The organism is Streptomyces sp. NPDC058685 (genome assembly GCF_042714725.1).
Classification (GTDB): domain Bacteria; phylum Actinomycetota; class Actinomycetes; order Streptomycetales; family Streptomycetaceae; genus Streptomyces.
On record NZ_JBHXSL010000008.1, the window covers coordinates 196636 to 211485 of the forward strand.

At 70.7% G+C, this 14850-nt stretch carries 15 protein-coding genes; 3 read left to right on the plus strand and 12 right to left on the minus strand.

Annotation, left to right across the window (positions count from 1 at the left end):
* Positions 1-42: 42 nt before the first annotated feature.
* The 5 genes from ACFWU3_RS10480 to ACFWU3_RS10500 form a co-directional block, all read right to left on the minus strand.
* Positions 43-888, minus strand: coding sequence for an ATP-binding cassette domain-containing protein (locus tag ACFWU3_RS10480; protein ID WP_384434142.1), 846 nt, complete (start codon positions 886-888; stop codon positions 43-45).
* Positions 885-1946 (minus strand): ABC transporter permease, encoded by a 1062-nt coding sequence (locus ACFWU3_RS10485; RefSeq protein ID WP_313943285.1) that lies wholly within the window; start codon positions 1944-1946, stop codon positions 885-887. The genes ACFWU3_RS10480 and ACFWU3_RS10485 overlap by 4 nt, the downstream gene beginning before the upstream one ends.
* Positions 1943-2956 carry a sugar ABC transporter substrate-binding protein gene (locus ACFWU3_RS10490; protein WP_327678853.1) on the minus strand — a complete coding sequence of 338 codons (1014 nt, stop codon included), beginning with the start codon at positions 2954-2956 and terminating at the stop codon, positions 1943-1945. Before ACFWU3_RS10490 ends, ACFWU3_RS10485 begins: the two co-directional genes overlap by 4 nt.
* A 119-nt stretch (positions 2957-3075) precedes the next feature.
* Positions 3076-4074, minus strand: coding sequence for a sugar ABC transporter substrate-binding protein (locus ACFWU3_RS10495; RefSeq protein WP_313943287.1), 999 nt, complete (start codon positions 4072-4074; stop codon positions 3076-3078).
* 160 nt (positions 4075-4234) lie between these two features.
* Positions 4235-4954: a GntR family transcriptional regulator gene (locus ACFWU3_RS10500; protein ID WP_384434304.1), complete on the minus strand. Its 720-nt coding sequence runs from the start codon at positions 4952-4954 to the stop codon at positions 4235-4237.
* A gap of 155 nt (positions 4955-5109) precedes the next feature.
* Here ACFWU3_RS10500 and ACFWU3_RS10505 point away from each other — a divergent pair, with 155 nt between their 5' ends.
* The gene (locus ACFWU3_RS10505; protein ID WP_384434146.1) at positions 5110-6114 is read left to right on the plus strand and encodes a Gfo/Idh/MocA family oxidoreductase; all 1005 of its coding nucleotides are present in this window, start codon (positions 5110-5112) and stop codon (positions 6112-6114) included.
* 253 nt (positions 6115-6367) lie between these two features.
* Here the strand turns inward: ACFWU3_RS10505 and ACFWU3_RS10510 are convergent, their stop codons facing one another.
* The 4 genes from ACFWU3_RS10510 to ACFWU3_RS10525 all read right to left on the minus strand — a co-directional run bounded on the left by ACFWU3_RS10510 (position 6368) and on the right by ACFWU3_RS10525 (position 9964).
* On the minus strand, positions 6368-6787 hold the full coding sequence (locus ACFWU3_RS10510) for a PaaI family thioesterase (protein ID WP_384434149.1): 420 nt from the start codon (positions 6785-6787) through the stop codon (positions 6368-6370).
* Positions 6788-6878: 91 nt separating this feature from the next.
* Positions 6879-8057 (minus strand): cytochrome P450, encoded by a 1179-nt coding sequence (locus ACFWU3_RS10515; protein ID WP_384434151.1) that lies wholly within the window; start codon positions 8055-8057, stop codon positions 6879-6881.
* Between the two features lie 9 nt (positions 8058-8066).
* Positions 8067-8738, minus strand: a complete 672-nt coding sequence (locus tag ACFWU3_RS10520; RefSeq protein ID WP_384434154.1) for a response regulator — start codon at positions 8736-8738, stop codon at positions 8067-8069.
* Entirely contained in the window at positions 8735-9964 is a 1230-nt protein-coding gene (locus ACFWU3_RS10525; RefSeq protein ID WP_384434157.1) for a sensor histidine kinase, read from the minus strand. Before ACFWU3_RS10525 ends, ACFWU3_RS10520 begins: the two co-directional genes overlap by 4 nt.
* A 146-nt stretch (positions 9965-10110) precedes the next feature.
* Here ACFWU3_RS10525 and ACFWU3_RS10530 point away from each other — a divergent pair, with 146 nt between their 5' ends.
* Positions 10111-10323, plus strand: coding sequence for a hypothetical protein (locus ACFWU3_RS10530; RefSeq protein WP_384434160.1), 213 nt, complete (start codon positions 10111-10113; stop codon positions 10321-10323).
* Positions 10324-10365: 42 nt separating this feature from the next.
* Here ACFWU3_RS10530 and ACFWU3_RS10535 read toward each other — a convergent pair whose 3' ends face one another.
* On the minus strand, positions 10366-11100 hold the full coding sequence (locus ACFWU3_RS10535) for a dihydrofolate reductase family protein (protein WP_384434163.1): 735 nt from the start codon (positions 11098-11100) through the stop codon (positions 10366-10368).
* Between the two features lie 206 nt (positions 11101-11306).
* On the opposite strand from ACFWU3_RS10535, the gene ACFWU3_RS10540 reads away from it, so the two are divergent.
* Complete coding sequence (locus tag ACFWU3_RS10540; protein ID WP_384434166.1) at positions 11307-12035, plus strand: SDR family NAD(P)-dependent oxidoreductase; 729 nt, start codon at positions 11307-11309, stop codon at positions 12033-12035.
* 216 nt (positions 12036-12251) lie between these two features.
* Here the strand turns inward: ACFWU3_RS10540 and alc are convergent, their stop codons facing one another.
* Together alc and allB are read right to left on the minus strand one after the other, a co-directional pair.
* On the minus strand, positions 12252-13370 hold the full coding sequence (gene alc / locus ACFWU3_RS10545; RefSeq protein WP_384434308.1) for an allantoicase: 1119 nt from the start codon (positions 13368-13370) through the stop codon (positions 12252-12254).
* Positions 13367-14710, minus strand: coding sequence for an allantoinase AllB (gene allB, locus ACFWU3_RS10550; RefSeq protein ID WP_384434169.1), 1344 nt, complete (start codon positions 14708-14710; stop codon positions 13367-13369). Before allB ends, alc begins: the two co-directional genes overlap by 4 nt.
* Between the last annotated feature and the right edge of the window lie 140 nt (positions 14711-14850).

The window sequence follows — 14850 nt, forward strand, 5'->3', positions numbered from 1 at the left end:
GGAGCCCCTGGGCGGGAGCACCGGGCCTTGCGGTGCGGACGGTCAGTGGTCGTGGCCGCCCAGGTGCGTCGGTACCGGTGCGCGCTCCAGCTCGTGGCGCAGGTCCTCCAGCTCGCTGCCGCCCGCCATCTGGCGGGTGAGCTCGTCGAGCGTGACGGAGTCCTTGGTGTGGCTGGCGGACATGACTCCGCGCTTGAGCAGGATGAAACGGTCGCCCACGAGATAGGCGTGGTGCGGGTTGTGGGTGATCAGCACCACTCCCAGCCCGGCATCGCGGGCGGCGGCCACATACTTCAGCACCACGCCCGACTGCTTCACCCCGAGTGCGGCGGTGGGCTCGTCGAGGACCAGGACCTTCGCACCGAAGTACACGGCGCGGGCGATGGCCACGCACTGGCGCTCGCCGCCCGACAGCGTCCCGATGGGCTGGTCGACGTCGCGCAGGTCGATCCCCATGCGCAGCAGCTCGGACCTGGTGGTCTCGCGCATCATGTCGACGTCGAGCCGCTTGAAGGGACCCTTGCCCCGGGTGGGCTCGGAGCCGAGGAAGAAGTTCCGCCAGACCGGCATGAGGGGCACCACGGCGAGATCCTGGTAGACCGTGGCGATACCGCGGTCCAGCGCCTCGCGGGGGCTCGACAGATCCGCCTCCTCCCCCTCGATGAGGAAGGTGCCGACGTCGTGCCGGTGCAGCCCCGCGATGATCTTGATGAGGGTGGACTTGCCGGCGCCGTTGTCGCCGAGGACGCAGGAGATCTCCCCGGCGTGCACCTCCAGCGAGACGCCTTCCAGCGCGCGGATGTTGCCGTAGTACTTGCTGACGTCGTCGAGCTCGACGAGAGGCGTCCGCCCGGTGTCCGCGGGCTCCGTGGACTTCGGCGTGGTCATCGCGTTGCCTCCGCACGCTTGCGGACCCATGCGTTGAGCAGGGTGGCCAGAAGGAGCATCGCTCCCAGGAAGAACTTGAACCAGTCCGGGTTCCACTCGGCGTACACGATGCCCTTGCTGGTCATGCCGAAGATGAACGCGCCGACCGCCGAGCCGATCGCGGAGCCGTAGCCGCCGGTGATCAGGCAGCCGCCGATGACGGCCGCGATGATGTACGTCAGCTCGTTGCCGACGCCCTCGCCGGACTGCACGACGTCGAAGGAGAACAGCAGGTGCTGTCCCGAGATCCAGGCGGCGAAAGCGACGCCCATGTAGAGGCCGATCTTGGTCCTGGTGACCGGCACACCGACCGCGCGCGCCGCGTCCGCGTTGCCGCCGACCGCGAAGATCCAGTTACCGAAGCGGGTGCGCAGCAGGATCCAGGTGGCGAGCGCGACCAGGGCGAACCACCACAGGATCGTCACCTTCAAGGTGATGTCGCCGAGGGTGAGTTCGGAGGCGAAGAGCTTCTGCGCGGAGGTGAAACCGTCCATGTCGGCGATGGACTTGGTGGAGACCGTGCCGCTGATCAGCTTGGTGAAGCCGAGGTTGAGGCCGGTCAGCATCAGGAACGTGCCGAGCGTGATGATGAAGCTCGGCAGTTTCGTCCGGATCAGCATGTAGCCGTTGAAGACCCCGACGGCCAGCGTCACCACCAGCGAGACGAGCAGCCCGACCCAGACGTTGGCCGTCATCTGGTAGCTGAACATCGCCGAGATCAGCGCGGAGGTGGTCACCATCACGCCGGCCGACAGGTCGAACTCGCCGCCGATCATCAGCAGCGCGACCGGCACGGCCATGATGCCCAGCGTGGAGGCCGCGTACAGCACGGTGGAGAAGCTCGACGCCCGCAGGAAGGAGTCCGCGACGATCGAGAAGAAGAGGAAGACCGCGACCGCGCCGACGACCGAGCCCAGCTCGGGCCTCGCCATCAGCTTGCGCAGGGGCGAGGTGCGCATCAGCCGCTCGTCGGTCTTCTCCGGCTGCCGGGTGCCGGCAGGTGGTGCGGTAGCACTCATCGGGTTCCCCGCTCGGTGTAGTCCTCGAGCTCGGCGGCGTTCTCCTTGGTGATGATCTGCGGCCCGGTGAGGACGGGCCGCCCGCCGCCGAGGACATCGGCGTTGTACTGGTAGAGCCACAGCAGGTCGACGGCCTCGTACCCCTGGAGGAACGGCTGCTGGTCGACCGCGAAGCCGAGCGTCCCGGCCTTGAGGCCGCTCGCGACCTTGGCGTTCAGATCGAAGGTGTCGATCTCGGCCTTGCTGCCCGCGGTCTTCTTCGCCTGCACGGCGGCGTCCGCGAAGGGCGCGCCGAGGGTGACGACCGAGTCGATGGAGGGGTCGGCCTGGAGCTTGGCCTCGATGGACGCCTGGACGTCGGGCATGTTGGTGCCGTCGACGTACAGGTTCTGCAGGGTGCCGTCGAAGGTCTTCTTGGTGCCGGCGCAGCGCTGCTCGTGTCCGACGTTGCCCTGCTCGTGCAGGACGCACAGGGCCTTCTTCTTGCCCCGCTTGTCCAGCTCGTCGCCGACGGCCTCGCCCGCGATGGTCTCGTCCTGGCCGATGTGCGTCAGCGCGCCGTACGGCTTGGACTGTTCGGATCCCGAGTTGACGGTGATCACGGGGATCCCGGCCGCGGTGGCCTTGGCGAGGACACCCTTCATGGCGTCGGGCTTGGCGAGCGTCACGATCAGGCCGTCGACCTTCTTGTCGATGGCGGCCTGCACGAGCTGGGCCTGCTGCTGGCCCTCGTCGCTGTGGGAGTACAGGAAGTTGATGTTGTCCTTGGCGGCGGCCTGCTTGGCGCCGTTCTGGACGATGTCCCAGAAGGTGTCGCCGTCGCCCGAGTGGGTGACCATCGCGAAGGTCCAGCGGGGGGTGTTCACGGCGGCCTTGCCGGCCGCGGCCTGCGCCTTGCGCGCGTCCTCGGCCCGCTTCCCGCCGGTGCTGCTGCATCCCGCGAGGGAGGCTCCGAGTACCGCCGCCAGCAGCGCGCCGAGTGCGCGTACCCCTGTCCTTGCCCTAGCCACGACGCCGTGCCCTTCTTGCCGATTCTCCCGGTGCGGCCGGGGGGCGTGTCCTCGCGCCCCGGCCGCCCAAGTATGTGTCACGGCAGGTGGGAGGGTCGGCATCGGGTGGGCCGGGTACGTCATCGGGTTCCGTCGGCGGTGAGCTTCTCCAGCGTGGGCACATCCTTCTCGGTGACGAGCGCCGGGCCGGTGAGGACGGGCTTGCCGCCGCCGATGACGTTCAGGTTGGTCTTGTTCAGCCACAGCTCGTCGATGGCGAGGTAGCCCTGGAGGTAGGGCTGCTGGTCGACGGCGAAGCCGATCTCGCCGGCCTTGAGCTGTTTGACCACCTCGGCGTTGAGGTCGAAGGTGTTGACCTCCGCTTTCGAACCCGCGCCCGACTTGGCCTTGACGGAGGCCGCGGCGAACGGGGCGCCGAGCGTGACCACGGAGTCGATGTCCTTGCCGCTCTGCAGCTTCGCCTCGATGGAGGAGGTGGAGGCGGGCATGTTGGTGCCCTCCACGTTGAGGTTCTCGACCGTGCCCTTGAAGGTCTTCTTGACTCCGGCGCAACGGGCTTCGAGAGAGACGTTGCCCTGCTCGTGGATGACGCAGAGCGCCTTCTTCTTGCCGCGCTTGTTGAGTTCCTCGCCGACCGCCTCGCCGGCGACGGCCTCGTCCTGGCCGATGTGGCTGAGCGCGCCGAGCGCGTCGGAGAACTCTGCGCCGGAGTTGATCGTGACGACGGGTATCCCGGCCGCGACGGCCTTCTTGACGACGGCGCCGACCGCCTCGGGCTTGGCGAGGGTGACGATGATCCCGTCGACCTTCTGGTCGATGTAGGTCTGGACGAGCTGCGCCTGCTCCTTACCCTCCTTGTTGGCGGCGTAGAGGAACTCGACGTTGTCCTTCTTGGCCGCGACCTTGGCGCCGCTCTGGACGATGTCCCAGAAGGTGTCGCCCTCGCCCGAGTGCGTGACCATGGCGATCTTGAGGCGTTCGGTGGCCGCGGGGACGCCGCCTCCGCCGTCCTTGGAGGTGTCCTCCTTGGCCTCCTTGCCGCCGGAACTGCTGCATCCGGCGACGGCGACCAGGGCGCACGCGGCGAGCACGGCTGCTGCCTTGCGGTGGGTTCGCATGGTGGGTCCGCCTTCTCTCCCGGCCGCCCGGTTGCGGCTGGGTGAGTTTCTACGGCGACGGCCGCACCCCGTCAAGACTTTGTCCGAACATTCTTACCAGAAGGACATTCTTACGTGACCTGATCATGTCCATCGTCCGCCGGAAGGTGACCGGCCGCGCTCAGGGGCGTACGAGGAGCTGGAACTCGAAGGCGTAGCGCGAGGCGCGGTAGATGTGCGAGCCGAACTCGACGGCCCGGCCGGTGTCGTCGAAGGTGGTGCGCTCCATGGTCAGCACCGGGCCGCCCGCCTCCTCGGTGAGGAGTTCCGCCTCGGGAACGCTGGCGGCCCGAGCCCCGACCGACTGGCGGGCGCTGTGCAGCGTGATCCCCGCGGAGCGCATCATCCGGTACAGACCGGTGGCCTCCAGCCGGTCGGTGTCGTAGTCGAGCAGTCCGGCGGGCAGATGGTTGCGCAGCAGGGCCATGGGCTCGCCGTGGGCGTACCGCAGCCGCTCGATCAGCTGGACCTCGCTGCCCTCCGTGACGCCGAGAGCCGCGGCGACCTGGGCACTCGCGTTCTCGACGGCATTGGTCAGGACGATCGTCTCGGGCCGCTGGCCGGCCGCCTCCAGATCGTCGTAGAGGCTGCTGAGCTCCAGCGGACGCTTGACCTGGCTGTGCACGACCTGGGTGCCGACGCCGCGGCGGCGCACCAGCAGACCCTTGTCGACGAGGGACTGGATCGCCTGGCGGACGGTGGGGCGCGACAGCCCGAGCCGGCCGGCCAGCTCGATCTCGTTGCCGAGCAGACTGCCGGGAGTGAGGGTCCCCCTCTCGATGGCCGCTTCCAGCTGCTGCGACAGCTGGAAGTAGAGCGGGACCGGACTGGTGCGGTCCACGCTCAGCTGGAGAGACAGGGACGAGTCCGTCACGTGTCTGGGCTGCTTGGGCACGGGCCGAGCGTAGTCGCCGCTCATGTTGACGGGAAGTCGTGAAGTTCGGTTGTCAGGACAAAGTCTTGACACAGTGCCCGGCTCGGCTCCATTTTTGGGCCATGCGCATCGGACTGATCGGAACCGGACGAATCGGCACCTTCCACGCGGGCGTGCTCGCCCGACACCGGGAGGTCGGATCCCTGGTCGTGGCGGATGTCGACCCGGCGAGGGCGGCTGCGGTCGCCGAGCGGACCGGGGCCACGGCGGCGCCCAGCGCGCACGAGATCTTCACCTGGGGCGTGGACGCGGTGGTGATCGCCTCGGCGACCGCCTCCCACGCGGAACTGATCGGCCGGGCCGCCCGGGCCGGACTCCCCGCCTTCTGCGAGAAGCCGATCGCGGTGGACCTGCCGGGCACGCTGGGTGCGCTGCGCGAGGTGGAGACGGCGGGTACGGAGCTCCAGCTCGGCTTCATGCGCCGCTTCGACGCGGGGTACACCGTGGCCCGCGACCTGGTGCGGTCGGGAGCGCTCGGCCGCCTGCACACGGTCCGGGCGATCACCTCCGACCCGGCGCCGCCGCCCGCCGACTATCTGCCGCTGTCGGGCGGCCTGTACCGGGACTGCCTGGTCCACGACTTCGACATCCTGCGCTGGGTCACGGGGCGCGAGGTGGTGGAGGTCTACGCGACCGGCTCGGACACGGGACCGCCCATGTTCCGCGAGGCGGGCGACGTCGACACGGCGGCCGCGGTGCTGACCCTGGACGACGGGACGCTCGCCACGGCCACGGCGACGCGGTGCAACGGCGCCGGCTACGACGTCCGGATGGAACTCGCGGGCGAACTGGACCAGGTCGCGGTCGGCCTCGATGACCGCACCCCGATCAGCTCGACCGAGCCGCAGGGCGCCCCGGCGGCCGACAAGCCGTGGCCGGGCTTCCTGGAACGCTTCGCCCCCGCGTACGAGGCGGAGCTGGACGCGTTCGTCCGGATGGTCCAGGGCGAGGGGACGAATCCGTGCGACGGGCGGGAGGCGCTGACGGCTCTGCGGATCGCGGAGGCGTGCGAGCTGTCCCGCCGCGAGCACAGGCCGGTGCGGCTGGAGGAGATCGCGGGCGCCTGAGGGGGCGGCGATAGCGGCGTCCGGGGCGCTTGACGGAGCCGGCGGTCCGGACGGGCCGGGGCGTTTGACGGACCCCGCGGTCAGGACGGGGCCGGGGAGCCGGTGGTCCGGACGGGCCGGGGCGTTTGAGGCAGCCCCCGGTCCGGACGCGCCGAGCGCTCGGCGGCGCCCGCGGCCGGTGCGCCTGAGGCGGTCCGCCGTCAGAAGGACCGCGCCGCGCAGGACGACCTCAGGACGTCTGGGCCGAGAGCCCTCAGGACGTCTGGGCCGAGAGCACCGTGCCCTGGGCGACGGCGCACAGGGTCTCCTCGCCGTCCTCCCCCACCGCCAGGAGATCGCACCGCACCACGGCCTGCCGCCGCCCGCTGTGCACGACGGCGGCCCGCGCCCGGAGGATCACCCCGGTGGCGGGCCGCACGTACTGGATGGAGAACCCCGCGGTGAGGACGGCGGGCCCGAGGGTGGTGCCGGCCGCGAAGGTGATCGAGTTGTCGGCGGCGTAGGCGAGGACACCGCCGTGCAGATAGCCGTTCTGCTGCCGCAACTCGTCCCGCACATCGACCTCCAGCACGGCGGCCCCGTCCCCGAAGGCGGTGATGCGCGCCTGGAGCAGCCGGCTGAAGGGCTGGCTGTCGAGGACCTTCTGCGCGAGGGCGAGGTCGAATCCGGTCATGGTGGGGGGCTCCTCGGTGTCCGTTTGCCGCTCTTGTGCTCCTGCCGCGCCTGTCACGGCGAGCTACCGCGCCCGGTGCGCCCGCGTCGCCCTACCAGCGCACCGGAAGACTGCGTACTCCTCGCATCAGCAGCCCCGGGATCCACTCCGGCGGGCCCGCCGACGGGTCCAGGGCGAGGTCGGGGCAACGGGTGAGCAGCGACTGGAGGGCGATGCGGGTCTCCAGGCGGGCCAGGGGGGCACCCAGACAGAAGTGGATGCCGTGGCCGAAGGCCACATGGCCGCGGGTGTCGCGGCGGATGTCGAAGGTGTCCGGGGCCGCGTAGCGCTCCGGGTCGCGGTCTGCCGCCGCGAGCCCGACCAGGACCATCGCACCTGCCGGGACCGTGCGGTCGCCGATCCGCAGGGACTCGGAGGTGAAGCGCACGGTCGCCGCCTCCACCGGTCCGTCGTAGCGGAGCATCTCCTCGACCGCGCCGTCCAGGAGGGAGAAGTCGGCGCGCAGGGCGGCCAGTTGATCGGGGTGGGCGAGCAGGGCACGTACGCCGTTGGCGATCAGGTTGACCGTCGTCTCGTGGCCGGCGATCAGCAGCAGATAGGCCAGGGCCCGCAGTTCGGCGGCCGAGAGCCGGTCGCCGTCCTCCGCGCGGGCGGCTATCAGGGCGGACAGCAGGTCACCCGTCGGCCCCTGGCTGCGCTTGTCCTCGATCAAGTCGTCGAGATAGACGGCCAGTTCGTCGACGGCCCGCTCCAGCTCGGCCTGCCCGGTGGGTGCCACCACCTCGTTGGACCAGGTGCGGAAGGCGTCACGGTCGGCGGCCGGCACGCCCAGCAGCTCGCAGATGACGATGATCGGCAACGGGAAGGCGAGAGCGTCGACCAGGTCGCCCTGCCCGGCAGGCAGCATCGCGTCGAGCAGCTCATCGGTGATCTGCCGGATGCGCGGGGCCAGTTGCTCCACGCGGCGTCCGGTGAACTCCCGCGCCACCAGTCTGCGCAGCCGCGTGTGGTCCGGCGGGTCCAGGACCAGCAGATTGGGTCCGATGACCCGCTCGTCCAGCATCATCCGGCCCACCACGGCCGGTGATTTGAGCAGCCTCGGGTCGGTCAGCGCGGTGCGCGCCTCCTCATGGCCGACGACCATCCAGAACTCGTCGCCCTGCGCCCCGCGCATCCGATGGACGGGACCTGCCTCGCGCCACTTCGCGTAGTACGGATACGGATCGGCGACGAAGTCCGCCCCGTACTCCCCCAGATCGATGATCGCCACCCCGCCAGCCTACGTCGGCCCCTCCTCGTCCAGCAGGCCCGCGTCGTGCGCGAGCAACGCGATCTGGACACGGTTGTTGAGATCCAGCTTCGCGAGGATGCGCGAGACATGGGTCTTCACGGTCGGCACGCTCATGTACAGCGCCGCCGCGATCTCCGCGTTGGACTGGCCGCGGCCCACCGCGACCGCCACCTCCCGCTCCCGTTCCGCGAGCGAATCCAGCCGCTCGGCCGCCGTGCTGCGGCGCGGGTCGGGCACCCGGTCGGCGACGTGCGACATCAGCTGGCGGGTCACGGCCGGGGAGAGCACCGGGTCCCCGGAGGCCACCCGCCGCACCGCGGCGACGATCTCGGCCGGCGGGGTGTCCTTGAGGACGAACCCGGCGGCCCCGGCCCGCAGCGCCCGCAGCACCTGCTCGTCCGCGTGGAAGGTGGTGAGCACGACGACCTCGGGGGCGTCGGGCCTGCGCCGCAGCTCCTCGGTGGCGCGCAGGCCGTCCACCGTGGGCATCCGGATGTCCATCAGCACGACGTCGGGCGAGAGCCGGTCGATCAGTTCCGGTACCTCGGATCCGTCCGCGCCCTCCCCGACGATCTCGAGGTCGTCGGCCCCGCCGAGCATGAAGGAGAGGCCGGCTCGGACCAGGGGGTCGTCATCGACGACGAGCAACCGGATAGTCATGCGGCCCACGGTAGCCAGGCCCGGACATGGAATCCGCCGTCTCCGGTCGCTCCGTGTTCGAGGCTGCCGCCGGCGAGCGAAGCCCGTTCGGTGAGCCCGATCAGCCCCTGCCCGGAACCGGGCACGCTGCCGACGTCATCGACCGGAGCGGGATTGTCGACCGCGACCGTGACCCCGTCGCCCGGCCCTCCGCCGACGGCGACGGTGACCTCGGCGCCCGGCGCGTGCTTCCGCGCGTTGGTGAGGCCCTCCTGGGCGATGCGGTAGACGGTGCGGCCCACGATCGCGGGGACGGCTGTCGTGTCGGCGATGCGATTGTCGAGAGTCACCTTCATCCCCGCCTCACGGGACTCGGCGACCAGCGCGTCGAGCGTGGCCAGCGTCGGCTGCGGACGGTCGCCCTGGTCGCCCTCGCCGGGTGCCCGGAGCACGCCGATGATCTCGCGGAGGTCCTGGAGCGCGTCGTGGGCGCTGTCGCGGATCACCCCGGCGGCCCGCGCGACCTCGGCGGGTGGCGCGTCCGGCCGGAATTCGAGGGCGCCCGCGTGCACGCTGAGCAGCGTGAGCCGGTGGGCGAGCACGTCGTGCATCTCACGGGCGATCGCCTCACGGGCCAGCCGCTGAGCCTGCTCGGCCCGGAGCTCCGCCTCCGTCTCGGCCCGCAGGGCCCGCTCCCGCAGCGCCACGACGAGTTGACGCCGGGCGCGTACGAGCATGCCCCAGCCGATCGCCAGCAGCAGCAGGACGACCCCGGCGATCATCGACACCCAGTAGTTCACCGTCGGGTCGGGGCGCACCAGCGGCTGTACGACGGAGCCGACCAGCGCGACCAGTCCCACCAGGGCGACCGGCCGGAATGTCCGGTGCACGGCGAGACTGAAGACCGCCACCAGCATCGCGCCGCCGGCGACCGGCGTGAGCACGGTGGCCACGGTCAGGACCAGCGCCAGGCCGACCGGCCAGCGCCGCCGCACCCACAGTGCGCAGCACGCCGCCGCACCCAGCAGCTGATCGGCGAGGACCACCATCTCGGAGGTGTTGTACTGGTCGCTGGCCTCCGCCGCGATCAGTCCGAACAACGCGGCCAGGACGAAGGCGCAGGTGTCCACGATCCAGTCGCGCACGGTCCGCCGGCGCCGGCCCGTGGACGTCTCCCCCCGAGGATCGGGCTCCTGGGGGTCCGCCATGGCCGAGGGCAGCAGCCAGGGGTACTCCGTACGCGTCATACCGACCAAGTTACGCAGGTGGGAGGCGTCGGACAGGTCGGGATCAGCGGGAAGCTACCAAAGTCGGCGACCTGGAGACTTTCGGAGCAGGAGTGCATGCCGAGGGCCGACGCGGCAGGGCGGGGCGCGGCACGACGATCGCGGGCATGAAGAAGATTCTCGAAGGCGCCGGCCTGATCATGCTCGTGCTGGGGGGCTGCGGCGTGATCCGTGAGCTCACGGGCTGGTTCCGCTTCATGGCCTTCACCCGCTTCCTGACGGAGAACGTCTCCTTCCTCGGGGATGCCGCCCTGCTCACGAACATCGTGATCGCCGTGGTCGGCTTCGCGGTGATGATGATGGCCGACAACCTCAAGTGACGACAGACGCCGCAGGCAGGCGATGCCGGAGGCCGGGGAGCGTCAGACCTTCGACGCGTTGAGGCGGGTCACCTCGGCCAGGTGCTCGCTCATCCGGTTGCTCACCGTGCCGCTGGTGAAGAGCACCGCGCCGACGACGGAGACGGGGACGGACAGCCCGAGCACGGCGATGAGTTCGGGCCAGTCCCGCTCGGCGGGGCACGAAGAGCCGTTGCCGAGCCCTTCGTTGGCGGTGGACCGTTCGGTGAACAGACGCGCCTCGCACTCGTAGTTCGTACCGTCGGCGTCGTAGGGCGTCAGCAGCAGCACCCCGAACCACACCCACAACAGGGCGGCGAGCGCGAGCAGTCCGACGCCCCAGCCCTGAACACGCCTGGCTCGGCCGCGGAATTCGATGTCGTACGGGAGTGATCGCATGGCGGCCCAGCCTAAGGGCTGTGCACGACCGCGCCGTCGGGCCCCGTACGTCCCGTACGCGGGGCGGCCGGCCGGTTCGTAGGTCTGGATCGTCACGCCGCTGCCGGTGGTGCGGGCGTCCGCGTGCCGGAACGCCGTGGGCACCGCGCCCTCCGGGAAGAGCCGCAGGCCCTTGCCGAGCACGGCGGGGTGGGTCAGCACGTGGAGGGTGTCGATCAGATCGTGCTCCAGCAGCGAGTGGGCGAGCCGGCCGCTGCCGTGGACCTGCACCTCACCGTCCGTGCGCTCCTGGAGCGCGGGGATCTCCTCGGCGAGATCGCCGCGGATGATCCGGGTCGGCTCCCGGTCGGCCCGTTCCATCGTGGTGGAGACGACGTACGTCGGCCGTTGAGTTGAGCTTCGAGGCGATCGGGTCGTCGGGGTCGGTCACCCGGTGTGAAGACACTCGCCGAAGAGTCACCCCGATGCGACGTCCGTTTGCCGCCGGCGCCGAGGAGGCCGGGCCGCTTTGCTTGATGCCATCAGCCGTTACGACACGTCATGACACATCATCACAAGGGGAACTCATGTCCAGGACAGCTCTGGTGACCGGTGGCAGCCGCGGAATCGGTGCGGCGGTCGCGCTGCGACTCGCGCAGGAGGGCGCGGATGTCGCCATCACCTACGTGCGCGGCGAGGAGGCCGCCGTGGAGGTGGTCCGCAAGATCGAGGCGGCGGGCCGCCGGGGCGTCGCGCTCCGGTCGGACGCCGCCGCCACGGACACCGCCGCCTCTGTCGTCAGCCGCGCGGCCGACGCGCTCGGGGGGCTGGACATCCTGGTGAACAACGCCGGTGTCGGCGTACTCGGACCGGTCGAAAGCCTGGAGACGACCGATGTGGACCGGGTGCTGGCCGTGAACGTCCGCGCGGTCTTCCTCGCCTCCCAGGCGGCAGCGGCCCGGATGGAGCGCGGCGGCCGGATCGTGTCCATCGGCTCCTGCATGACGAAGTACGTGCCGGGCCCGGGAGGCACGCTCTATGCGATGAGCAAGTCGGCCCTGACGGGCCTGACGAAGGCTCTGGCCCGCGAACTGGGCCCGCGCGGCATCACGGCGAACCTCGTCCACCCGGGCCCGATCGACACGGACATGAACCCGTCGTCCGGCCCGAACGCACCCGCGCAGAAGGCGGGCACCGCACTGGACCGCTTCGGCACTCCGGAGGAGGTGGCGTCGCTGGTGGCGTATGTGACGAGCGACGAGGCGTCCTACATCACGGGAGCGGAACTGTCGGTGGACGGCGGCCACGCGGCGTGACGCCGCGGGCAGAAAATCAAGCCCGTCCCACCCGGCATGACGAACCAGGGCGGAAATCCAGCCCGTCCGGCGATTGAGGACACGGCCGAAGGCCGTACCCCGGCGCAGCCGGCGCGCCCGGGCCGAGCCGCGGACAAAAGATCCACGGCTCGGCCCGGAGCAGCCGAGTCAGGACCGGCCAGGTCAGGACCGACCCCGCACCCGCCCCGAAAAGCCTCAGCCCCCGAGCTCCTGGTGCCGCGCCCGCAGCCGCGCCGCCCCGTCCGCCGTCAGCGACCCGAACAACCGCAGTCGCGAGATCCCGCCGTCCGGGTAGATGTCGATCCGCACCCGGCTGCCGATCGCCGGCGCGTCCAGTACGAAGCGGTGGTTCGTGTCCGGCTGGAGCCGGGTCCGCTGGAGGATCTCCACCCACTCCCCCGTCTCCCCGTCGCGCAGCGAAATCGCCGCCCAGCCCGCGCTGTTGCCCTTCAGATACGCCGTGTCGATCTCCACCGCACGGATCTCGGACTGCTCCACGAGCTGGTAGCGGATCCAGTCGTTGCCCTTGTCCCGGCGGCGGCGGGTCTCCCAGCCGTCGTCCATCTTGCGGGACCGGCCCGGCTGGATGGTGTTGGTGGCCGGGGAGTAGAAGCGGTCGGACGCGTCCTCCACCCGGCCGCCGTTCTCCAGCGCGACGAGGTCGAAGGTGCCCAGCACGTCGAGCCACGCCGGGTCGGGCGCCACCTCTCCGTACACCCGCAGTCGCGCGATGCCGCCGTCGGGGTGCTGGTTGACGCGCAGGTGCGTGAAGCGCTGCTCGACGTCGACGGCGAAGCCGTTGGCCGCGTGGCCGCCGATGGCCGTCCGCGGTACGAGCGCGGTCCACTTCACGTCGTCCGCGAGCAGGTCCTCCGGCGAGGGGGACCCGGCCACCGCGGTCGCCTCGACGGAGACGGCCTGCGGGTAGTTGCCGCGGAAGTGCGCGGTGTCGATGACGATGCCGCGTACGACGCCGGGCGCCCCGAGGCGTACGAGCGCCCAGTCGTGGTCGTCGTCCGTCGGGTGCGGCGTTTCCGCGCCCGTGCCACGGCGGCGGCGGGTCTCCCAGCCGTCCATGATCTTGCCCTTGTGGCCGAAGTGCTCCGGGTCGAACTCCGCGGCCTCCGGCTTCAGCATGTTCTCGCGCTCGGCGAAGAACTCGTCGTTGGCGGCGATGACGCCCGCGCCGAGGCGCCGGTCGGCGAGGTCGGCATGGTGCGTGAAGGGGAAGTCGGCCGTGCGGTAGTCGGCATACGAGTCGCCGCCGCCGTAGGGGCTGGCGTCACCGGTGAAGGAAGGGATGGACACGGTCAGTTGTTCCTTTCGAGCAGACGGCCGGTCGGCTCCGCCAGGGTGCCGTTCTCCACGATGCGCTCGCCCCGCAGCCAGGTCGAACGGACGACGCCGTACAGGGTCCTGCCCGCGTACGCGGTGACCTGGTTGCGGTGGTACAGCTCCGCCGGGTCGACGGTGAAGGTCTCGTCCGGGGCGAGGACGGCGAAGTCGGCGTCGCGGCCGGCCTCGATGGCGCCCTTGTTGGTCAGGCCGGCGAGTTCGGCCGGACCGGCGGACATCCACCGCACGACGTCCTCCAGGGAACGGCCGCGCCCGCGTGCCGCGGTCCAGATCGCCGGGAGTCCCAGCTGTAGCGAGGAGATGCCGCCCCAGGCCGAGGCGAAGTCCGGAGTCTTGAGGTCAGTGGTGCAGGGTGAGTGGTCGGACACGATGCAGTCGATGGTGCCGTCGGCCAGGCCGGCCCAGAGCGCGTCCTGGTTCGCGGCTTCACGGATGGGCGGGCAGCACTTGAACTCCGTTGCGCCGTCCGGGACTTCCTCGGCCGTGAGGGTGAGGAAGTGCGGGCAGGACTCGACGGAGATCCGTACCCCCTCCGCCTTGGCGGCGGCGATCAGCGGCAGTGCGTCGCTGGACGACAGATGGAGGACATGGACCCGCGCGTTCAGCCGCTTGGCGTGGGCGATCAGGTTCTCGATGGCGGTGTTCTCGGCGTCACGGGGCCGGGAGGCGAGGAAGTCCGCGTACCGCGGGCCTGGCTCCTGAGGAGCCGCGGCCAGGTGGTGCGGGTCCTCGGCGTGCACGATCAGCAGTCCGCCGAAGCCGGCGATCTCGGCCATGGAGCGGGCGAGTTGCTCCTGGTCGAGTTCCGGGAACTCCTCCACCCCGGACGGCGACAGGAAGCACTTGAAGCCGAAGACTCCGGCGTCGTGCAGCGACCGCAGATCCTCGGTGTTGTCCGGGATCGCGCCACCCCAGAAGCCCGTGTCGACGTGGGCCTTGGGCCGTGCGACATCCTGCTTGGTCCGCAGGTTGTCGACGGTCGTGGTGGGCGGAAGGGAGTTCAGGGGCATGTCGAGCAGCGTGGTGACACCGCCCGCGGCGGCGGCGCGGGTGGCGGTCCAGAAGCCCTCCCACGCGGTGCGGCCGGGGTCGTTCACATGGACGTGGGTGTCGACGAGCCCGGGCAGGACGACATCGTCGCCGACGTCCTCCAGCCCGGCCCCGGCCGGCACCTCGGCGTCGTACGGGAGCACGGCCGCGATCTTCCCGCCGGCGACGGCGACCGACGCGGCCCGCGTTCCGTCCGGGGTGATCACCCGCGTCGAGCGCAGTACCAGGTTCACGTCCACATCGGCCACCCGTGCCCCTCACTTCCGTTCCGTGCGGCAAAAATTCAACGAACTGTTGAAGGAGTCTTCACTCCTCGGTGCGGTCCGTCAAGACCCCTCCGGGCCGCCGCCCCGCCCGTGACCTGCGGAGGGATCATCCCCCCGGACCG

Bases quoted from the DNA above. Each gene is read 5' to 3' on its own strand.
- ACFWU3_RS10540 (WP_384434166.1), top strand. From the start codon at position 11,307: ATGTCCAGGACAGCTCTGGTGACCGGTGGCAGCCGCGGAATCGGTGCG.
- ACFWU3_RS10535 (WP_384434163.1), bottom strand. From the start codon at position 11,100: ATGGAACGGGCCGACCGGGAGCCGACCCGGATCATCCGCGGCGATCTC.
- ACFWU3_RS10520 (WP_384434154.1), bottom strand. From the start codon at position 8,738: ATGACTATCCGGTTGCTCGTCGTCGATGACGACCCCCTGGTCCGAGCC.
- ACFWU3_RS10495 (WP_313943287.1), bottom strand. From the start codon at position 4,074: ATGCGAACCCACCGCAAGGCAGCAGCCGTGCTCGCCGCGTGCGCCCTG.
- ACFWU3_RS10510 (WP_384434149.1), bottom strand. From the start codon at position 6,787: ATGACCGGATTCGACCTCGCCCTCGCGCAGAAGGTCCTCGACAGCCAG.
- ACFWU3_RS10525 (WP_384434157.1), bottom strand. From the start codon at position 9,964: ATGACGCGTACGGAGTACCCCTGGCTGCTGCCCTCGGCCATGGCGGAC.
- ACFWU3_RS10505 (WP_384434146.1), top strand. From the start codon at position 5,110: ATGCGCATCGGACTGATCGGAACCGGACGAATCGGCACCTTCCACGCG.
- ACFWU3_RS10485 (WP_313943285.1), bottom strand. From the start codon at position 1,946: ATGAGTGCTACCGCACCACCTGCCGGCACCCGGCAGCCGGAGAAGACC.
- ACFWU3_RS10480 (WP_384434142.1), bottom strand. From the start codon at position 888: ATGACCACGCCGAAGTCCACGGAGCCCGCGGACACCGGGCGGACGCCT.
- ACFWU3_RS10530 (WP_384434160.1), top strand. From the start codon at position 10,111: ATGAAGAAGATTCTCGAAGGCGCCGGCCTGATCATGCTCGTGCTGGGG.